General features: G+C 70.0%; 15 protein-coding genes and 2 pseudogenes. 10 read left to right on the top strand and 7 right to left on the bottom strand.

Annotated elements, in window-relative coordinates:
* Window positions 1-21: 21 nt before the first annotated feature.
* The 8 genes and pseudogenes from ACTWP8_RS08220 (at window position 22) to ACTWP8_RS08185 (ending at window position 8686) form a co-directional block, all read left to right on the top strand.
* The gene (locus tag ACTWP8_RS08220) at window positions 22-810 is read left to right on the top strand and encodes a hypothetical protein (RefSeq protein ID WP_443321486.1); all 789 of its coding nucleotides are present in this window, start codon (window positions 22-24) and stop codon (window positions 808-810) included.
* Window positions 810-1571 carry a hypothetical protein gene (locus ACTWP8_RS08215; RefSeq protein WP_443321485.1) on the top strand — a complete coding sequence of 254 codons (762 nt, stop codon included), beginning with the start codon at window positions 810-812 and terminating at the stop codon, window positions 1569-1571. Before ACTWP8_RS08220 ends, ACTWP8_RS08215 begins: the two co-directional genes overlap by 1 nt.
* A gap of 51 nt (window positions 1572-1622) precedes the next feature.
* Complete coding sequence (locus ACTWP8_RS08210) at window positions 1623-2792, top strand: inositol-3-phosphate synthase (RefSeq protein WP_443321484.1); 1170 nt, start codon at window positions 1623-1625, stop codon at window positions 2790-2792.
* Window positions 2789-3700 carry an SCO3242 family prenyltransferase gene (locus ACTWP8_RS08205; protein WP_443321483.1) on the top strand — a complete coding sequence of 304 codons (912 nt, stop codon included), beginning with the start codon at window positions 2789-2791 and terminating at the stop codon, window positions 3698-3700. The genes ACTWP8_RS08210 and ACTWP8_RS08205 overlap by 4 nt, the downstream gene beginning before the upstream one ends.
* Complete coding sequence (locus ACTWP8_RS08200) at window positions 3697-5232, top strand: EboA domain-containing protein (protein WP_443321482.1); 1536 nt, start codon at window positions 3697-3699, stop codon at window positions 5230-5232. The genes ACTWP8_RS08205 and ACTWP8_RS08200 overlap by 4 nt, the downstream gene beginning before the upstream one ends.
* Window positions 5202-6077 (top strand): TatD family hydrolase, encoded by an 876-nt coding sequence (locus ACTWP8_RS08195; protein ID WP_443321481.1) that lies wholly within the window; start codon window positions 5202-5204, stop codon window positions 6075-6077. The genes ACTWP8_RS08200 and ACTWP8_RS08195 overlap by 31 nt, the downstream gene beginning before the upstream one ends.
* Window positions 6078-6091: 14 nt before the next feature.
* Window positions 6092-7273 carry a metabolite traffic protein EboE gene (eboE, locus tag ACTWP8_RS08190; protein WP_443321480.1) on the top strand — a complete coding sequence of 394 codons (1182 nt, stop codon included), beginning with the start codon at window positions 6092-6094 and terminating at the stop codon, window positions 7271-7273.
* 62 nt (window positions 7274-7335) lie between these two features.
* Window positions 7336-8686 (top strand): annotated as a pseudogene (locus tag ACTWP8_RS08185) (nucleotide pyrophosphatase/phosphodiesterase family protein).
* Here ACTWP8_RS08185 and ACTWP8_RS08180 read toward each other — a convergent pair.
* Window positions 8613-9401 (bottom strand): AfsR/SARP family transcriptional regulator, encoded by a 789-nt coding sequence (locus ACTWP8_RS08180; RefSeq protein ID WP_443321479.1) that lies wholly within the window; start codon window positions 9399-9401, stop codon window positions 8613-8615. The pseudogene ACTWP8_RS08185 and the gene ACTWP8_RS08180 sit on opposite strands and share 74 nt — an antisense overlap.
* A gap of 224 nt (window positions 9402-9625) precedes the next feature.
* On the opposite strand from ACTWP8_RS08180, the gene ACTWP8_RS08175 reads away from it, so the two are divergent.
* Both ACTWP8_RS08175 and ACTWP8_RS08170 read left to right on the top strand, forming a co-directional pair.
* Window positions 9626-10321: a DUF3105 domain-containing protein gene (locus ACTWP8_RS08175; RefSeq protein WP_443321478.1), complete on the top strand. Its 696-nt coding sequence runs from the start codon at window positions 9626-9628 to the stop codon at window positions 10319-10321.
* Window positions 10318-10974 (top strand): DUF305 domain-containing protein, encoded by a 657-nt coding sequence (locus tag ACTWP8_RS08170; RefSeq protein WP_443321477.1) that lies wholly within the window; start codon window positions 10318-10320, stop codon window positions 10972-10974. Before ACTWP8_RS08175 ends, ACTWP8_RS08170 begins: the two co-directional genes overlap by 4 nt.
* Window positions 10975-11139: 165 nt before the next feature.
* Here ACTWP8_RS08170 and ACTWP8_RS08165 read toward each other — a convergent pair.
* The 6 genes and pseudogenes from ACTWP8_RS08165 to ACTWP8_RS08140 all read right to left on the bottom strand — a co-directional run.
* Window positions 11140-11524, bottom strand: a pseudogene (locus ACTWP8_RS08165) (alkaline phosphatase PhoX); the annotation flags it as partial.
* Window positions 11525-11536: 12 nt separating this feature from the next.
* Window positions 11537-12820, bottom strand: coding sequence for a phytase (locus ACTWP8_RS08160; RefSeq protein WP_443321476.1), 1284 nt, complete (start codon window positions 12818-12820; stop codon window positions 11537-11539).
* Between the two features lie 504 nt (window positions 12821-13324).
* A complete protein-coding gene (locus ACTWP8_RS08155; protein WP_443321475.1) occupies window positions 13325-14338 on the bottom strand; it encodes a hypothetical protein in 1014 nt (337 codons plus the stop codon).
* Between the two features lie 44 nt (window positions 14339-14382).
* Window positions 14383-14886 (bottom strand): hypothetical protein, encoded by a 504-nt coding sequence (locus tag ACTWP8_RS08150; RefSeq protein ID WP_443321474.1) that lies wholly within the window; start codon window positions 14884-14886, stop codon window positions 14383-14385.
* A 64-nt stretch (window positions 14887-14950) separates the two neighbouring features.
* Window positions 14951-16435, bottom strand: a complete 1485-nt coding sequence (locus ACTWP8_RS08145; RefSeq protein ID WP_443321472.1) for a PepSY domain-containing protein — start codon at window positions 16433-16435, stop codon at window positions 14951-14953.
* A 137-nt stretch (window positions 16436-16572) separates the two neighbouring features.
* Window positions 16573-17652: an RNA polymerase sigma factor gene (locus ACTWP8_RS08140; RefSeq protein ID WP_443321471.1), complete on the bottom strand. Its 1080-nt coding sequence runs from the start codon at window positions 17650-17652 to the stop codon at window positions 16573-16575.
* Window positions 17653-17849: the final 197 nt, after the last annotated feature.

Raw genomic sequence — 17849 nt, 5'->3', positions numbered from 1 at the left:
CCAGGCGGAAGGGCGGCCCACGTGTCGAAACACGTCAACCGACGACAGATCCTGAAGGTCTCGCTGGGGGTGGCGACCGCCGCGACGGCAGCCACGGTAGGCGTCACTGTTGGTGCGCAACCCGCGGCAGCCGTCGAACTCCACGACGAGTTTCCCCCTGTCCCGGGGATGAGCGGGGACCGCAGGGCGAACGAGTTCTGGTTCCAGCTGGACGAGGCGACCCTTTACAACTCCAGCCAGGAGGTGAAGGACGCCTACAAGGCCATCCAGGCCCACGTCGGCAACGTTGAGCGCGGACTGCGCGAGAAGTGGTTCGCGATGGTCAAGCTGCCCGACTACCCGGACAACTTCGCCAAGTTCGTCACGTCCATCAGACAGCCGCTCGAGGTGCTCTCGCGCACTCAGCTGGGTGTGATGGACAGGTACTACGGGCGACGGCATCACCGGCTCACCCGGGCCTTCGGCTGGTTCGGCGAAGGTGTGCTGTACGACCCGCGCGGGCACGCCCCCTTCCTGGTGCACACGATGAACAGCCTCCCGGACAGTCCGCCGCCCGGGTACCACACCTGGTACGTCTACATGCGCGCCATGATGCTGCTGGGCATCGACGCCCGGCGCTGGGAGCGGCTCGCCCCGGCGCTGGGCTTCGCCTGGGCCATGCAGACCGCGGCCAAGCCGGCCCAAGACAAGATCAACCCCCCGTTGCCGGCGCACACCACGCACCGGCTCGCCGCCACGTGGCTGTTCAAGGACATCGCCCGGCTCGACCAGGACTTCCAGTCGTTCCCGCTTCCTGAGGGGATGAGCTGATGGCTGCGTGTCCGGAGCGACGGGACGTGCTGCGGGCCTCGGTCGGGCTGGCGGCCGGCGCCATGCTGGTGGGTGGGGGCGCGCTGCCGGCTGCCGCGGTCGGGCGGCCCGACCCCGAACTACCCGAGATTCCAGGCATGCACGGGGACCGCCGCGCCAACGAAATGTGGTACCTGCTCGATCAGGCGACGCTGTACCAGCCCTCCCAGGAGTTCAAGGACGCGTACTTCGCGCTCGTCGACATCTACGGCAAGGGATGGGACAACGTCCTGCTGAACACCTGGCGCCGGATGGTGGCAGCCCCTGAATATCCCGAGAACTTCGCCGAGTTCGTCACACCCGCACGCGGACCCTTCGAAGTGATGTCGCGAGTCCAGCTGGAGGTGTTCGACGCCGTCTACGACCGGCACGACCCCCGGCTGGTGCAGGCATTCGCCGAGTTCGGGCAGGGCATGCTGTACGACCCGCGCACCCAGGCGCTGCACATCATGACGGGCCGTCCGCCCGGCGGATATCCGGTCTGGCACGTCGTCATGCGGGCGATGATGTTCCTGGCCATCGACAGGCGCCGCTGGGCCGGCCTCGCTCCGCTCAACGCCTTCGGCTGTGCGGTGCAGTTGCGGGCCGATCCCGATCTCGAGCACCTCAATCCCCCCTTGCCCGACAAGACGGTACGGCGGCTCGCGGCCCACTGGCTGCCGCGCAGCGCCCGACAGCTCGACGTCGCCTTCCAGTCCTTCCCCTATCCGCAACAGCCCTGAGTCACCACGCGCACGACCCGGCCACAACCCGGCACGAGGAAGGAAGGAACCATGCGCACAGGAATCTGGCTGGTGGGCGGCCGCGGTTCGGTCGCCGCGAGCACCGTGGTGGGCGCGGCGGGCATCCGCGCAGGCGCAGTGACCCCACTGGGCGTCGTCAGCGAAAGCGCCCCCTTCCAGGGACTGCACCTGCCCGCCTTCGACGAACTGGTCTTCGGCGGACATGACCCGGCGACGGTCGGGCTGGTGAAGCGGGCCGAACGCCTCGCCGCGGACGGAGTCGTGCCGCGCGGGCTTCCGGAGCTGGTCCGGGACGACCTTCTCGCCGCCGACGCCGAAATCCGGCCCGGCCTCGACACCGAGGGCGGGCACTCCTGCGGAACGATGGACGCCGCGGTCGACGCCCTCGCCGCCGACATCGCCGCCTTCCGCCGACGGACGGCCGTGGAGACCGTGGTCGTCGTCAATGTCTCGTCCACCGAACCGCCGCTACGGCCCCACGCGGCGCATGAGTCCTGGGACCTGCTCAGCCGCGCACTGCGCTCGCCCGACGGTGCGGCCGTCCTCCCGAACAGTTCGCTCTACGCCTGCGCCGCGCTGCGCGCGGGCTGCCCGTTCGTGGACTTCACCCCCTCGACGGGAGCGCGTCTGCCCGCCCTCGACGAACTGGCCCGCGCTCGTGGGCTGCCATACGCGGGGAGCGATGGCAAGACGGGCGAGACGCTGGTCAAGTCTGTCCTGGCGCCGATGTTCGCGCGGCGCGCGCTGAATGTGCGCAGTTGGTCCGGGACGAACCTGCTGGGCGGCGGCGACGGCGCCACCCTCGCCGACCCCGAGCGGGCTGCGGCGAAGATTCACTCCAAGGACCGGATACTCCAGGAGCATCTGGGGCACCCGGTCCAGGGCGGGGTGCACATTCACGATGTCCCCGACCTGGGGGAGTGGAAGACCGCCTGGGACCACATCACCTTCGAGGGGTTCCTCGGCGCGCGGATGACCCTGCAGTTCGTGTGGCAGGGCTGCGACTCCGCGCTGGCAGCGCCTCTTGTGCTCGACCTCGCCCGCTTCATGGCGCTGGCCCACCGCGCGGGCGTCAGTGGCGCCGTGTCCGAGCTGGGCTTCTTCTTCAAAGACCCGGTGGACTCCGAAGAACACGCCCTGGAGCGGCAGTTCGAACAGCTCGTCGCCTGGGCGGACGGCCTGCGCGGGGTGGCGCTGTGACCGTGCGAACCTGTCTCGGCGCCCTCGCCCGGCTGGTGCGCGCCCCCGCCGCGCTGACCGTCCCCGGCGACGTATTCGCCGGCGCGGCCGCAGGCGGGGTGACCTTCCGTCCCCGGCTGCTGGGCACCGTCGCGTCGTCCATGTGCCTGTACTGGGCGGGCATGGCCCTCAACGACTACGCGGACCGGGCCGTGGACGCCGAGGAGCGCCCCGAACGCCCGATTCCGGCCGGCGAGGTCACCCCCGCCGCGGCACTCGCCACCGCCGTCGCCCTGACGGCCTCGGGCCTCGGCCTCGCCGTCCTCTGCGAAGGACGCCGCGGACTCCTCACCGCTGTACCGCTGACCGCGGCGGTCTGGGCGTACGACACCGTCGCCAAGGACACCGCGGCGGGCCCGGCGGCAATGGGCGCGGCCCGCGCAATCGACGTGCTGCGCGGCGCCGACCCGGGCAGGCTGAGTGCCGCACTTCCGGCGGCCCTTACCGTGGCCGTGCACACCGCCTCGGTCACCGGCCTCAGCCGCCACGAGGCCACGCCCGCACCCCGTACGGCTACGCCGCGGCCGGCCGCCCGGGAGATCCGGGCCGCCGCCCTGGGCGCACTGGCGGCCGACGCCACCACCGGGACCTTCGTCGTCCTCGGTGCGCGGCGCGCCAAGCCGCTCGACCGGATCGTGGCCGGGGTGCTCGCGGCCGGATTCGTCGCCATGGGCGGTCGGGCCCAGCTGACCGCCGTCCGGACACCGTCCCCGTACCGCGTGCGGCGCGCGGTGGCGGCCGGCATCCACGGCATGGTGCCCCTCCAGTCCGCCCTGGTGGCGGCCGCCGGGCGGAGCGCACCCGGACTGGTACTCCTGGCCGCATATCCGCTGGCCCGTGGTTTGAGCAGAAGGGTGTCCCCGACATGAGCAAGCGCGCTCTCACCTTCGCCTACGGCACCAACGGCTTCGGCGACCACACCCTCGACGAGGCGCTCGATGTCGTGGCGGGCCTCGGCTACGGCGGGATCTCCCTCACCCTGGACCGCCGCCATCTCGACCCGTACGCGAACGACCTCAAGGATCGGCTGGCCCGGCTGCGCGAACGTCTCGACTCCCTCGGGCTCGAAGCCGTCATCGAGACCGGGGGCCGCTATCTGCTCGACCGGTGGAACAAGCACCGTCCGACCTTCTTCGACGAAGGGCGGGAGCGCCGTATCGATCTGCTGCGCCGCGCGATCGGGATCGCCGCGGACCTTGGGGTCCCCGTCGTCTCCCTGTGGAGCGGCGTGACACCGCCCGGGCTGGACGAGAACGCCGCCTGGGACCGGCTGCTGAACGCCTGCGACACCCTCGCCGGAGAGGCCGCGGCGCACGGGGTGAAGCTTGGCTTCGAGCCCGAACCAGGCATGTTCGTCGACACACTGGACCGGTTCGACGAGCTGCGCCGACGGCTCGGCGAGCCCGAGGCCCTGGGACTCACTCTCGATATCGGGCACTGCCGCTGCCTGGAGGAGCAGCTGGTGGCGGAGTGCGTACGGCGGGCCGCGCCGCGCACGGTGCACGTGCAGATCGAGGACATGTGCCGTGGGGTGCACGAGCACCTGGAGTTCGGCCACGGCGAGATCGACTTCCCGCCGGTGCTCGGCGCCCTGATGGAGTGCGGCTACCGCGGCCTGGTCTCAGTGGAGCTGCCGCGCCACAGCCATGCGGCGCCGCAAACGGCCCAGCGCTCTTTGGACTTCCTGCGCTCGGCCCAGCAGACCGCGGGCGCGGCGGACGCATTGTGGGACCGTCTGCCGGACGTCGCCGCCGACTGGACCAGGCAGGCCCAGCACACTCTCGCCGTGGACCCGGACGCGGTGGCGGCCCTGTTTCCCGTGGTGGGGCGGCGCTGCGGCCGCGAACCGCTGCCTGGCGGTGCCACGGGGCCCTACGCCTGGACGGTCGACGACGCGGTACGGACCCTGCTCCTCGACGCCCCGGCGCTGCGTGATCCCGGCCTCGGCGCTCGGCTGACCGAGCTCTACGAACACGGTGACGCGGCAGAGCGCCGTGGTGTACTCCGCGCGCTGCCGGTGCTCGACCGGGCGGGCCGGCTCGCCGGGTCGGCGCTGCCTCTCGTCCATGACGCCCTGCGCACCAACGATCTGCGGCTGATTGCCGCCGCGCTGGGCGACTTCCCGCCCGCGCCCGGCTACGCGGCCCGCCATCTCGACGCCCACGCATTCCGCCAGGCCGTGCTCAAGTGCGTGTTCACCGGTATCCCCCTGGACCGGGTGGCGGGACTGGCCGCCCGCACCGACCCCGAACTCGTACGCATGATGCGCTCGTACGCCGATGAGCGCACTGAGGCAGGACGCGAAGTGCCCTACGACGTCAAAGACTTCCTCACGATCCACGACCCTGAAGACAGGGAGGGAGCGCCGCTGTGCGCATCTTCGATCCCCATATCCACATGACCTCGCGGACCACGGACGACTACACCGCGATGGCAGCCGCCGGGGTTCGCGCGCTCGTGGAACCGGCGTTCTGGCTCGGCCAGCCGCGCACCAGCGTCGGCAGTTTCACCGACTACTTCGACGCGCTGCTCGGATGGGAGCCCTACCGCGCGGCACAGTTCGGCATCCGTCACCACTGTGCCCTCGCGCTCAACCCCAAGGAGGCCAACGACTCCCGGCTCACCGGAGTCCTGGACCTGCTGCCCCGCTATCTCGCCAAGGACGGTGTGGTCGCCGTCGGCGAGATCGGCTACGACTCCATGACACCCGCGGAGGACCAGGCGTTCGCCCGCCAGCTCGAACTGGCACTGCGCCACGACCTGCCGGTGCTGGTCCATACGCCGCACCGGGACAAGGCCGTCGGCACCCGCCGCACCCTCGATGTGATCCGCGAGTCGGGCATCGACCCGGCACGCGTGGCCATCGACCACCTCACCGAGGCCACCGTCAGGACGGTCGCCGAAAGCGGCTGCTGGATGGGGTTCTCCGTCTACCCGGAGACCAAGATGAGCGAGGAACGGATGGTTCGCATCCTCGACCGGTACGGAACTGGGCGGATGCTGGTCAACTCGGCCGCCGACTGGGGCCACAGCGACCCTCTGAAGACCCGCGCCACGGCGGACGCCATGCTGGCCAGCGGCTTCGACAACGCGGATGTGGACAAGGTGATGTGGCAGAACCCGGTCGCCTTCTACAGCCAGAGCGGCCGACTGGTTCCGGAGACCGCCGCCGAGAGCCCGGACAGCGCGCACGGCACCGCCCTCCCCGTGTTCGCGGGCAACTCCCTCGCCCGCGGCGGCGAGTGAGAAGAGGCAGACCCATGCGACTGAGACACCCCGACGGCACCACCGTCCATCTCGCGTACTGCACCAATGTGCACGCCGCGGAGGACCTGGACGGCGTACTGGCCCAGCTGACGCGGTACGCCGAACCGGTACGGCAGCGGATCGGCACCGATCTGATCGGTCTCGGACTGTGGCTCTCGCGCCCCGCTGTGACCGAACTGATCGCCGACCCCGCCGCCGTCGCGCGGCTGAGGCGTGAACTGGACCTGCGCGGGCTGGAGGTAGTGACCCTCAACGCCTTTCCGTACCAGGGCTTCCATGCCCGTACGGCCAAGAAGGCCGTCTACCGGCCGGACTGGTCCGACCCGGCACGACTCGACCACACCCTGGACTGCGCCCGGTTGCTGGCCGAGCTGCTGCCGCGGGACGCCGTACGCGGCTCCATTTCCACCCTCCCCCTGGCCTGGCGGGAGCCGTGGACCGCCATCCGGGCGGAACGCGCGGCCTGGCACCTCGACCGACTGGGCCGGGGACTCGCCGCGGTCGCCGCCGACACCGGCCGTACGATACGCGTCGGCCTCGAGCCGGAGCCCGGCTGTCTGATCGAGAACACCGAGCAGGCCGCCCAGCTGCTCTCCGCGGTGGATCCGGAGTGGATCGGCGTCTGCCTGGACACCTGCCATCTCGCCGTCGGCTTCGAGGACCCCGTGGCCGCTTGCGCCCGGCTGGACTCGGCCGGACTCCCCGTCGTCAAGGCGCAGATCTCCTGCGCGCTGCGGATCGACGACCCCGTCCATCCGGCAGCCCGCGCTGCGCTCTGGGAGTTCGCCGAACCGCGCTTCCTGCATCAGACCCGCGAGTCCCTGAGCGGTCGGCTCCTCGCGGTGGACGACCTGCCCGACGCGCTCGGCCGGGCGCTCCCGGGCGCCGCGGAATGGCGGGTCCACTTCCATGTGCCCCTGCACGCGGATCCGCGGCCACCGCTGCGCTCCACCCGCACCGAGCTTTCGACCGCGCTGGAGACACTCGTCGGCGGCCCTGCCGCGCTCACCGACCATCTCGAGGTGGAGACATACACCTGGTCCGTGCTGCCCGGCGGCCCGGAGCCCGGGCGGCCCGCAGGCGACGCTGCCCTGATCGAGGGAATCGCCGCCGAACTGGCCTGGGCGCGTGATGCGTTGACCGGGATCGGACTCAAGCACGAGAGCGCGAGGTGACGTCGGTGAACCGGGTGCTGGTACTCGACGTCGTGGGCCTCACTCCGCGCCTCCTCAAGCACATGCCCCGCCTAGCCGCGCTGCGCGACCGCGGCTTCGAAGCCCGGCTCGACACGGTACTGCCCGCGGTCACCTGCTCCGTACAGTCCACGCTGCTCACCGGGGAGATGCCGTCCGTGCACGGCGCGGTCGCCAACGGCTGGTACTTCCGCGACCTCGGCGAGGTCCTGCTGTGGCGGCAGCACAATCGTCTCGTCGGGGGCGAGAAGATCTGGGAGAGCGCTCGCAGACTATGCCCCGACTACACCGTGGCGAATGTCTGCTGGTGGTACGCGATGGGCGCGGACGTCGACTGGACCGTTACCCCGCGCCCGGTCTACTACGCCGATGGGCGCAAGGAACCCGACTGCTACACCAGCCCGCCGTCCCTGCACGATGAACTCACTGACAGGCTCGGCGACTTCCCGCTGTTCCGGTTCTGGGGTCCGACCGCGGACATCGTCTCTTCCCGCTGGATCACCGACGCCGCCCGGTACATCCTGCGCACCCACCACCCCGACCTCACCCTCGTCTACCTGCCCCACCTCGACTACGACCTGCAGCGCCACGGCCCGTACGGACGGAAGGCGATCCGGGCGGCCCGCGAACTGGACCGCACCCTGGCACCGCTGCTCGACGACGCCCGGCGCGCCGGGGTGACGGTCGTCGCCCTCAGCGAGTACGGGATCACCGAGGTGTCGCGGCCCGTGGACATCAACCGTGCCCTGCGCCGCGCCGGATTGCTGGAGGTTCACACTCAGGACGGCATGGAGTATCTGGACCCCTGGCGGTCCCGGGCGTTCGCCGTCGCCGACCACCAGATAGCCCATGTGTACGTCCCCCGACCCGGCCGACGTCGCCGCGGTGCGGGAGGTGCTGGCCGAACTCTCCGGCGTCGACGAGCTCCTGGATGAGGCCGGCCGCAAGGAGTACGGGCTCGACCATCCGCGCTCGGGAGAACTGGTCGCCGTGGCCGAGCCGGAGTCCTGGTTCACGTACTACTACTGGCTCGACGACGAGCGGGCGCCCGACTTCGCACGGCTGGTCGACATCCACCGCAAACCCGGATACGACCCGGCCGAGCTGCTCTTCGACCACACCGACCCCTTGGTGAAGCTGCGGGCGGCCGGGGCCCTGGCGCGCAAGCGGCTGGGGTTGCGCTATCTGATGAACGTGGTCGCCCTTCACCCGGGCCGGGTGCGGGGCAGCCACGGCAGACTGCCCGCCGACCCGGCCGACGGGCCGGTCCTGCTGTGCGACGAACCGGGTGCGGCCCGGCCGTCGTTCGCCGCGACCGAGGTCAAGGAGCTGCTACTGGACCTGGCAGGGCTGCGTGACGCCCCGTCGGCCCGCCGAGCGCGAGCCCCCCACTGAGGACGGCCCGATGCGTGGCGGTCAGCACCGGACCTGGGTCGACACCCAGTTCGTCGGCGAGCAGACGGCGGCCCTCCTGGTACACGGCGAGAGCCTCCGCCTGCCGCTCGCATCGGTACAGGGCTGTCATCCACTGGGCCCGCAGGCGCTCACGCAGCGGAAAGCGCGCCACCAGACCTGTGAGCTCCGCGACCAGCTGGAGGTGTTCACCGAGGGCCAGTTCGGCCTCGAGCCGGCTCTCCAGCGCGGCCATCCGCGCCTCGTCGAGCTGCGGGGTCTCGGCGTCTCGCAGATAGTCGGTGACACCGCCGAGCGAGGGGCCGCGCCACAGCTCCAGAGCCGCTCGGAGCAGGCGGGCCGCTCGGTCGGGTCGGTCTGCACGCAGCTCGCAGCGGCCGGCCCGCGACAGCCGGTCGAACTCGTCAGCGTCGAACCGCCCGTCACCGATGTCGATGCGGTACCCGGCCGACTCGCGGATCACCTCGACAGCGGTGCCGAGCCGCTGCCGGAGCCGTGAGACATACGTGTAGATCTGCGCGCTCACCGTGGCAGGGGGCCGCTGGCCCCACAGCAATGCGGTGAGCCGGTCGTCCGGCAGGACTTCACCCCGCGCCAGCAGCAGTGCGGCGAGCAAGGTTCGCTGCTTGCGGCCCGGGATCGGGATCTCCCGGCGGCCCGCACACACGCGCAGCGGGCCCAGTATGCCGAATTCCATTCGTTCTCCCCCGTCGATTCCCCCGCCGGTTCCGCTGTCGCCGGTCGGCCGGGCATGGGCGGTCGCTCAGCCTAAGCCGCCCCATGTCCCAGGTTCGTGTGACACCGGCCCTGATCACGTCCCGGGAGCAGTCCGGGACCACGGCCCCGGGAACCCGGGACCAGGGCGGACCTACCCTGAGCCCGTCGATCCCGCAACGGGAGCAGGAACCGAGGGGTGCCCCCATGTCTCAGGACCATCGGCAGCACACGGCTCCGACAGCTGGCCGTGACAATGAGGCCCGGCGCGCCAGGCTCGCCGCGCTGCGCAGCGTGGACGCCCGCCGGGCCCGGCGCGGCAAGCGGCTGAGGACCGGTGCCATGCTGGGGGGCGTCCTTGCCGTTGTCGCCGTCGTCCTCATGGTGGTTACCGCACTCCACGGCAGACCCGCCGACGACCGGGCGGGCGACTCGGATGTCGACCCGGACAAGGCCAACGTCCAGGGCGAGAAGGTGTACCGAGACCTTGATCGCGGGCATGTCACTGGTGGCATCGACTACCCGGACGGGCCGAATCCACCGGTCGGCGGACAGCACAACCCCAAGTGGCAGAACGCTAACGGCGATGTCTACACGCAGCCGCTGCGCAACGAACACGCCGTGCACTCTCTGGAGCACGGTGCGGTCTGGGCGACGTACTCGAAGTCCGCCCCGTCGGCACTGATAGAGGCGCTGCGCACGAAGGTGGAGGGCGTCCCGTACCGGATGATGAGCCCGCTGCCGGACCAGGACAGCCCCGTACGGCTGACGGCCTGGGGCCATCAACTGTCCGTGGACTCCGCCACCGACCCGCGCGTCGATGCCTTCTTCAACGCCTACGTTCAGGGACCCCAGGCACCCGAACCGGGCGCACCCGTCACCGGAGGCAGGGCCACCCCGTGACCGCCCGGCCGTCCGCCGCATCACCCGTCCCCGGCCGCGGAGTGCTCACCGCCCTAACGGCCGTGGCACTGGCCGTCGCTGTGCTGGCCGGTGCGCTGCTGATGACTGGCCGCTCCGCCGCGGGTTCCGCCGTGCCCGCCGCCCCGGCCGAGGACTCGACGGCGGTCGGCTTCTCCCGGGACATGTCGGTCCACCATCAGCAGGCCGTCGAGATGTCCCTTCTTGTCCTGCGCAATGGAGCCTCGCCCGAGGTACGGACCCTGGCGTACGACATCGTCAACACCCAGGCCAGCCAGCGCGGGATGATGCTCGGCTGGCTCTCCCTCTGGGGCAGGTCCGCCACCTCCAGCCGTCCGCCTATGGAGTGGATGCGGATGCCACCGCCGAGCGCCGAAGAGCGGCGGCGCGGTGTGCTGATGCCCGGGATGGCTTCCCGGAGGGACATGGCAGCGCTCGCCACGGCGCGAGGCAACCGGACGGACACCCTGTTCCTGCGCCTGATGATCGAACACCACCGTGGTGGTGTGCACATGGCCGAGCCTGTCACCGCTAGCAAGGGCCCTGAAGCGGTGCTGCGACTAGCGCGGACGATGGTCGAAGGCCAGCAGTCGGAGATCCGCCTGATGGATTCCCTGCGCAGGAAACTCGGTTGAACCTGTTTCCCTTTCGGCCCGGTTCCCGTTCCGCTGGAAGGAGTACTCCCCGCCCGACAGCACGAACGCAACGGGGGGTGCCCCTACTTCTTTCGTCAACGGGCGGGCGGGAGGTGAACACCACCCCGGTGATCTCGGAGCAGGACTGGCCGGGGATCCGCAGGAATGGGCGACCCGGCGGACCGGGTTGCAGGCGGCGGCCTCGTGTTCGAACTTGCCCATCGCGTCTCGCCGGACGGCGGGTTGACCCCCCATGGGTTGGTCTCCCAGACATAGCCGGTGTCGACCTCTTCGCAGGAGAGCCAGGTGTTCCACGGCGTGGCGCCACCGGCGCAGTTGCGGTTGGTGCCGGACAGGATGGAGTACGCGGAGGTGATGTTGGCGTTGCTGTCGAACTTGATGGCGCTGACCCCTCCGTTGCCGTTGAGTTCCGCATTGGATACGTAGATCCAGCCGGTGCCGTCGGCGAAGCAGGCGCCGCCGTCGGGCGAGGCGTGCAGGTGTAGGTGGTGCCGGGGACGGGCTGCCCGGACGTGGCGATCTTCCGGCTAGGTGAAACCCGCTAGCAGCCCAGATCGACGAACTTGAAGTTCGTGTTGTCCCGGGGTTCCCCGTCCGCGCCTATCTCGTCGGGGGTGTTGTGCCCGTCCTGGACCACCAGCAGACCGTTCGGGTAGCGGGAGCCCAGCGGGGCGTTCAGCACGGCCGCGCCGTCGCATTCCTCGGAGCCGTCGACTGTGCCGGCGGTGATCCGGAAGCCGCTCTCGTAGGCGTTGCCCTCGCCCACCTCGCGGTCGTACGCCGCGAAGGTGTTGTCCCCCTGGCTGGAGGCGAGCAGGTAGCCGGAGCCGGAGCCCTGGTCAAGGATGGTCAGGCCCTCGACGTCGGCGGACAGGTGCTTACCCCCATAGCCGGGGTCCGTGCCCGGGGTGCACTCCTCGCTCGCTTCGTCGTACGTCGCGGGGACGCCGTACTCCCGCACCTTGTCGATCAGCTTCGGCCTGCTGCCGAGGGTGGCGGGCATCCGCCAGATGCCGACGTCCTCCTGGCCGGCGTAGAGGACGTTGTTCGCCGGGTCCACGACCATGCCCTCGACCTGCGGGAGGTCACCGGGGTCGCCGCAGGGGGTCCAGGACCGGCCGTTGGGAAGGGTGAAGGAGGACGGCAGGTCGTAGGTGCGCACCTGCTGGTAGGTGACCGTGCCGGTGGAGGTGGCTTTCAGTTCCAGCAGGGCCAGGCGGGTGCGGCTGCGCTGGCTGGCCACGGCGTAGGAGCGGCCGGTGGCCTTGTCCGTCCAGGTGGCCAGGCCGTAGGGGGTGGTCTGCTGGTTGACCTCCTCCTGGGTCTTGGAGAAGACCAGCGGGGCATCGGAGGCGGTGATGTCCTTCGGCGGCTGGGCAGCGCTGGGGTCGATGCGGTAGATACGCAGGTGGTCCCGGCCCCGGTCGGTGACGACGGCGACGTCGGCGCGGCCGGTCGACAGGGGAAATCCGGAGACCAGGTCCACGTTGTTGAAGCGGCCCGGCTTGTCATCGGGGGTAGGGGCGGGCGGCGCCGGTATCGACTGCACCTCCTTCCCGGCCAGGTCGTACACCCGCAGGCCGCCTTCCTTGGCGGTGCCGATCACCAAGCTGGCGCCCGGGTTGGCAGCGTTGCGCCAGATCGCCGGGTCGTCGGCATCGGCGTTGCCGCCGGCGTCGTCGCCGTACAGGGCCGGGGTCTCCGTGGAGGCCGCCACCCCCGGGAGCCCCCCGTCGTCGTCGGCCTGGGCTGACGTGGGCAGGACTGCCACGGCAGCCAGGGTCGCGACGATCGCGGCCATCCATGTCCCGCGCAATGTGCGCATAAGCGTCTCCAAGAAGGTGGGAGAGAGCGTATGGACGAGGCCCGGTGGTACGCCTGGACCCACACATCGACGGGAAGTTGGCTCGGCGCCCGCAATTCGCAGCTATGTGCGGTTAATTCAGCGCGGTGAAGTTCCCCCCGGCTATCGCTCCGGACATGATCCGCCGAACAGGGTGTTGCTGTCATGGCTCGGGCACGCCGCATGCCCGGCCGGGCGGCCTGGCCGCCCCGGCGCGCCGCAGGCGCGCCCTTGAGCTAGTGAAGACAGATTTCGGCAGATCGCCGAATCAGGGTCTGTCCGGCAAACGGCGTTTCTGGGTTGTTAGGGTTCAGTGGCGGGCGGCGGAGAGTCGGCCGTCGAAGGTGATCTCGAGGCCTCAGGGCGGCCTTCCGCCGCTGTGGCCAGAGTTTGCGCCCCTGGCGTCGGTGGGGCCGGGCCTGTCCCTGGATCCGACAGGAGAGGGACAGAGTTGGTGACCCCGGCGGGATGCTGCCTGACTGGGTTTCAGAATGCGGAGACAAGGTGCGTCAGGAGTGTCCGGGTCTCTTGGGCGTTGGCCGTGCCGCTCACGTCGAGACAGGTCCTGCCCCGGCGGGTGGTGGAGCCGCACGCGTCGCGAACCGCGTACTGAATCATTACGACGTGGCGGCCGGAGGCCAGGTCCACTTGAACGCGTATCTCGCGTCGGCTGATGGGCTGCTCGACCCTGCGGTCCCAGATCCGTAGTGACGCTCCGGAAGGCAGGGGCTGCGGCACGAGGAGGTCGAATCCTTCCGCTGCGGCGTACCGGGCGGCGCGCGTGGATGGCACTCTTCGCCCGGGTCCGATGTCGCCTTTGCGGTAGAGGACGTCCTTGGGGTCGTGGTCGGGCTGGAACAGTGTGGGCGGCACGTCTGGATCGAGTTCCAGTTGGATGACCTGGTCCACCTGAAACGGGTGCGCGGCAAAGGACGCCTCGGCGCGCAGCACGATGCCGGTCGACTGGTCGATGTGCAGCCGATAGCCGTCGGCTCCGGCTCCCCAGTAGCCGAATGCCCGAGCCGGGTGCTCGGGGAGCGGGTGAGCCATCACCACTCGCACGCTCCGTTCGTCCAGGATTGCCGGTTGCGCCTGTTCCACCCGGCACAGCGACAGCAGGGAATCGGGCTCGAACAGGTGTCGGAAATTCTCTGGGACGGTCTGTTGGTACTCCTCGTATTCGACGGCGTCCTCAGGCCGGTACTCGTCGTACTCGACGGCGTCGTTGGGATGGAACCAGTACCAACGGTTCCCGTCGACGATGCGTTCGTCACGCCCCGGCGGCTCGCCGCCGATGTCGCGGACACGGCGCAGCCGCCAGCGGGCGGGCGGCTGCGCGTGGAGTTCGTACTCCACGGTGACCAGGCCGGCGTGACGGTGTCCGGAGGGAAGGTATGGCTCATGTCCCATCGCCTCTGGGCGGCGCGCGAAGTCCACGCCGTGTCGTAGGCGCAGGCGGTACACGGTGGGTCGGAGGGCCGGGTCAGGAGGCACGCCCATGCCGACAGCGTACGTGCCCGGCTCCTCCTGTCCCGGCCCCGGCGTCACAGGATGCAGCTCCCCTCGGTCCAGCCGTTGTGCGCGGTCGGGACGAAGTGGACAGTGACCCTGACCGTGATCCGGTCGCCCTTCTGCCAGGGGTGCCACATGCCGAGGCTGTCCCGCCAGCCTCCCTCCCACTCACCGTGCAGCCAGTAGCCCGGGCTGTGGTTGGGGTGCGGGCTGACATTCACCGACACTCCGTTGACGGACATGTAGGTCTCGTAGTTGGCGAAGTTGGCGCCCTGCTTGTATGCGGGCTTGTCGAGGTACGTGTACTCGAAGAAGTCGGGGTATCGGTTGTAGGGGTCTGTGTAGTCCGCCTGCAGGGTCAGGGTTCCTGTCCCGTAGGTGGACCCGACCTTGCCTGGGGTGAGGGTGCCGCTTCCGTAGTTCGTGACGACGTAGCAGCGGGGATAGGTGGTCTGCGCGTACGCGACCGGTGCGACGGGGACCGTCAGGGCGATGCACGCCAGGAGCGTGATCAGGAGATTCCGCAGTTTCCGCATAGCTGTCTCATCCTTGCGATCGTGATGGTTTCGGGGTGAGCCCGGGAGGGATGGCATGGGCAGGTCAGGTCTTGCTGCGTGACAGCACTGCCCCGTCGCGGGAGTCGATCTCGACACGCTCGACGTCCGGCACCTGAGCATCGCTGCGTCCGGTCAGACCGCGGTCGACGGTGACGAGCCAGCGGCTGGCGTTCCAGGTGTCGGGCTCCGCGCTCACGGTGCCCGTGGTTTCACCGATGGCGGTCCGGGCCGCGGCAACCGCGTCTTCGGCCGTCAGCCGGAAGTCTGCCGTAGCGGAGCCGTGGTTGGCCGAGAGGTAGGTGACGGCGCCTGTCCGGCGGTCGATCTCGGTCGTGACTTCGCGGGCGCCGGCCCTGCCGGCTTCGACGGTCCGCCACTGCAGCAGTTGCAGCGCATCACCGTCGAGGTGACTGACAGCCTCGTCGGTGACGAGTCGCCAGTCGCTGGAGAAGCCGGGGACGTTGGCCTGGATGAACCGCTGCGCCTCTGCGCGCGCCTCGCCGGCGGAGAGCGCGGTGTCGCCACTGGTCGTCGGCGTGCCGACGGCGTCGAGGATCGAGCCGTCGGGCCGTACGCGGTAGAGCACCCCCTCGGCGGTCGTCACGTTCGTGACCTCGGTGCCATCCGGCCCTTGGCTGGTCGTTGTGGTCTCCGGGGTGAGCTGGGCGAAGCCGGGAAATGCCGCGGTGGCCACAGGCTGACTGTCCAGGGGCTGGCCCGGTCCGGCCGGCTTGAGCTTGACCCCGCCGGGGTTGCTCACCGCACCACGGATCACGTACTTGTCCCAGCCGCCGGCCGTGCCTTCCTTGGCCACCAGATCGGTCCGGGCGCGGGCCAGCGCGGTGCTGACGCTCACTCCGGTCTTGGCGTGATAAGAGAACCGGTCCCAGAAGTAGTTGCCGGAGTAGTTGGTGGTGCTGACCGCTGTTCCCGAGGCGGTCCCGGGGTAGTACACGAGGTCACTGAAACTGATCACCGAGTCGACGCCCCGGGAGACCGCCGCCTTGTTGAAATCACCCCAGGGACTGGACAGGGCGGTGTCGCAGCCCGCCAGGATCAGCAGCCGCATGTCGTCGACCTCGACGAAGGGCAGATACTCGGTCATGAACCGCACGTTGGCGTAAGGACTGACCACGTCGGTCGTGGTACCGGCGGCCAGGATCGAATCCTGTGCGTCGGTGGCGCCCTCGTTGGTCTGGAAGATCCCGGCGTTGGCATGGCCGAACAGGCCGAGTACCGCCGCACCAGCGCCATCGTTGAACACGTCGTCGACATGGCGCCCATTGGTGTAGCCAGTGGCGCTGTACCCCATCGACCGCGCGGCGCTGGTGAAACTGTTCACGCTGTACCGGGTGTCAAGACCGTCATTGAACCGGCGCCCGACGTTCACATCACTGGCGGCGTTCGCCGGGGTCGCGGCCAGCGTTGCCGATACCACGGCCGCCAGCGACACGGCGATCAGTGACCGGGCCCCGCGTGCCGCTGTGCGGCGGACCGGTCCGCTCGTTCCGCTCCTGTATCGAGTCACTCGGTGACTCCCCTCCCCTGTCGCGCCGCTGCGTAGCGCCTGCGGCGTAGCTCTGACACCTGCTCTACGGCGGCGAGAGGTGTTTGCGTCGCGCGGGAAGGAGGATTTTTTCCGGGGGAGGTGCGGGTGATCGGGTTTCAGTGCTGTAGCAGTGGAGCGTCCTGCGGCGGAAGGGTGCCCAGCGTGTCGGCCGGAGCGCCGTCGAGCTCGACTGGCTCAATGAGGGTGGGCATGTCGCCCGAGGGAGTGGGCAAGGCAGGGGCGGGCACATCCGGCGGCGCGGGAAGGCCGGGCGGTGGGATGTCCGGAAGCGCCGGGGCACTCGGGAGGGAGGCTTCCGGCAGGCCGGGTGGGCCCCCGGATCCCGGATCCGCGAGCTCGGGACCGGCACCCGGGGGCTGACCACTGGCGTTCTGTTCGGCGGAGAGGGCGAGTCCGCCGGCGCCGGGCTCGGCGGCCGTGCTGGAAGCGGTCGGCTCGTACGCCGTTGCAGGGCGCTTTGAAAGGCGGTCCGACACGGTCGGGAACGGTGCCTCGTACGGATCGAGCCGTGTGGCCGGTGCCTGCTGTGTCCCGGAGAGGGCGGGGAGGTTCAGCCCCGCGATCGTCAGCGTCACCGCTGCGGACACCAGGGTGACTGTCTGGGCGCCCCAGATCGCCCGCGGTCGCCCGCGCCACAACCACACGGCGATGCCAAGCGTCCCCGCCAGTGTGGCGTGCAGTGCCTTTCGCGCCCTGGCCAGCAGTGATTGGACCGCCCGGTAGCTGAGCCCCATCCGCTGCGCGATCTGCGGCAGATCAAAGCCCTGGGCCCTCAGGCCCAGAGCCTCCGCCTGACGTGCGGGAAGATCCCTCCTCCGATCGGCAAGCCACCGTGCCTCCGCCCGATCGCACACCGCTTCCTCTACGGTCACCTGGCCTGGGGCGGCCAGCACCGAACGGGCATGTACCTCCCCCTCGCGAGCGAGCTGCCGGAACCGATCGACGCACAGGCGCACCGTCACCGTCGTCAGCCATGCGCCCAGCCGATCTCCGTCCACATGAGGGCGTTCCGCCGCCCGCACCATGGCTTCATGCACCGCATCCTCGGCGTCTTCCATGCTCATGGACCGCCGCCGAGCCACCCTCAGCAAATGTTCGCGATGGCTCCACACCCGCTGCCACCGATCAGCCGGGCACCCACCTGATCCGGCGAAGTTCGGAGGCTCATCATCCACGACCACAGACTCCCCACCAGAGTTAGGAATCGATGCCGACTACTGACCTTGAATGCGTGGTGTCGTTCGGGGCTGACGGCTGGTGATCCCTGCGGTATGCCGTCTCCATGAGGTATGCGCAGGGCGGCGGGCTGACCGCCGAACGCCGGGCGTTTCGTGAGCGGTTGCGGTTGGAGGCGGCCAAGCGGTTCGTTCAG

Origin of the sequence: Streptomyces sp. 7N604 (genome assembly GCF_052245475.1) — a bacterium.
GTDB lineage: Bacteria > Actinomycetota > Actinomycetes > Streptomycetales > Streptomycetaceae > Streptomyces.
The sequence above is the reverse complement of the archived record's forward strand: the minus strand, read 5'-3'. Positions and strand labels throughout refer to the sequence as shown.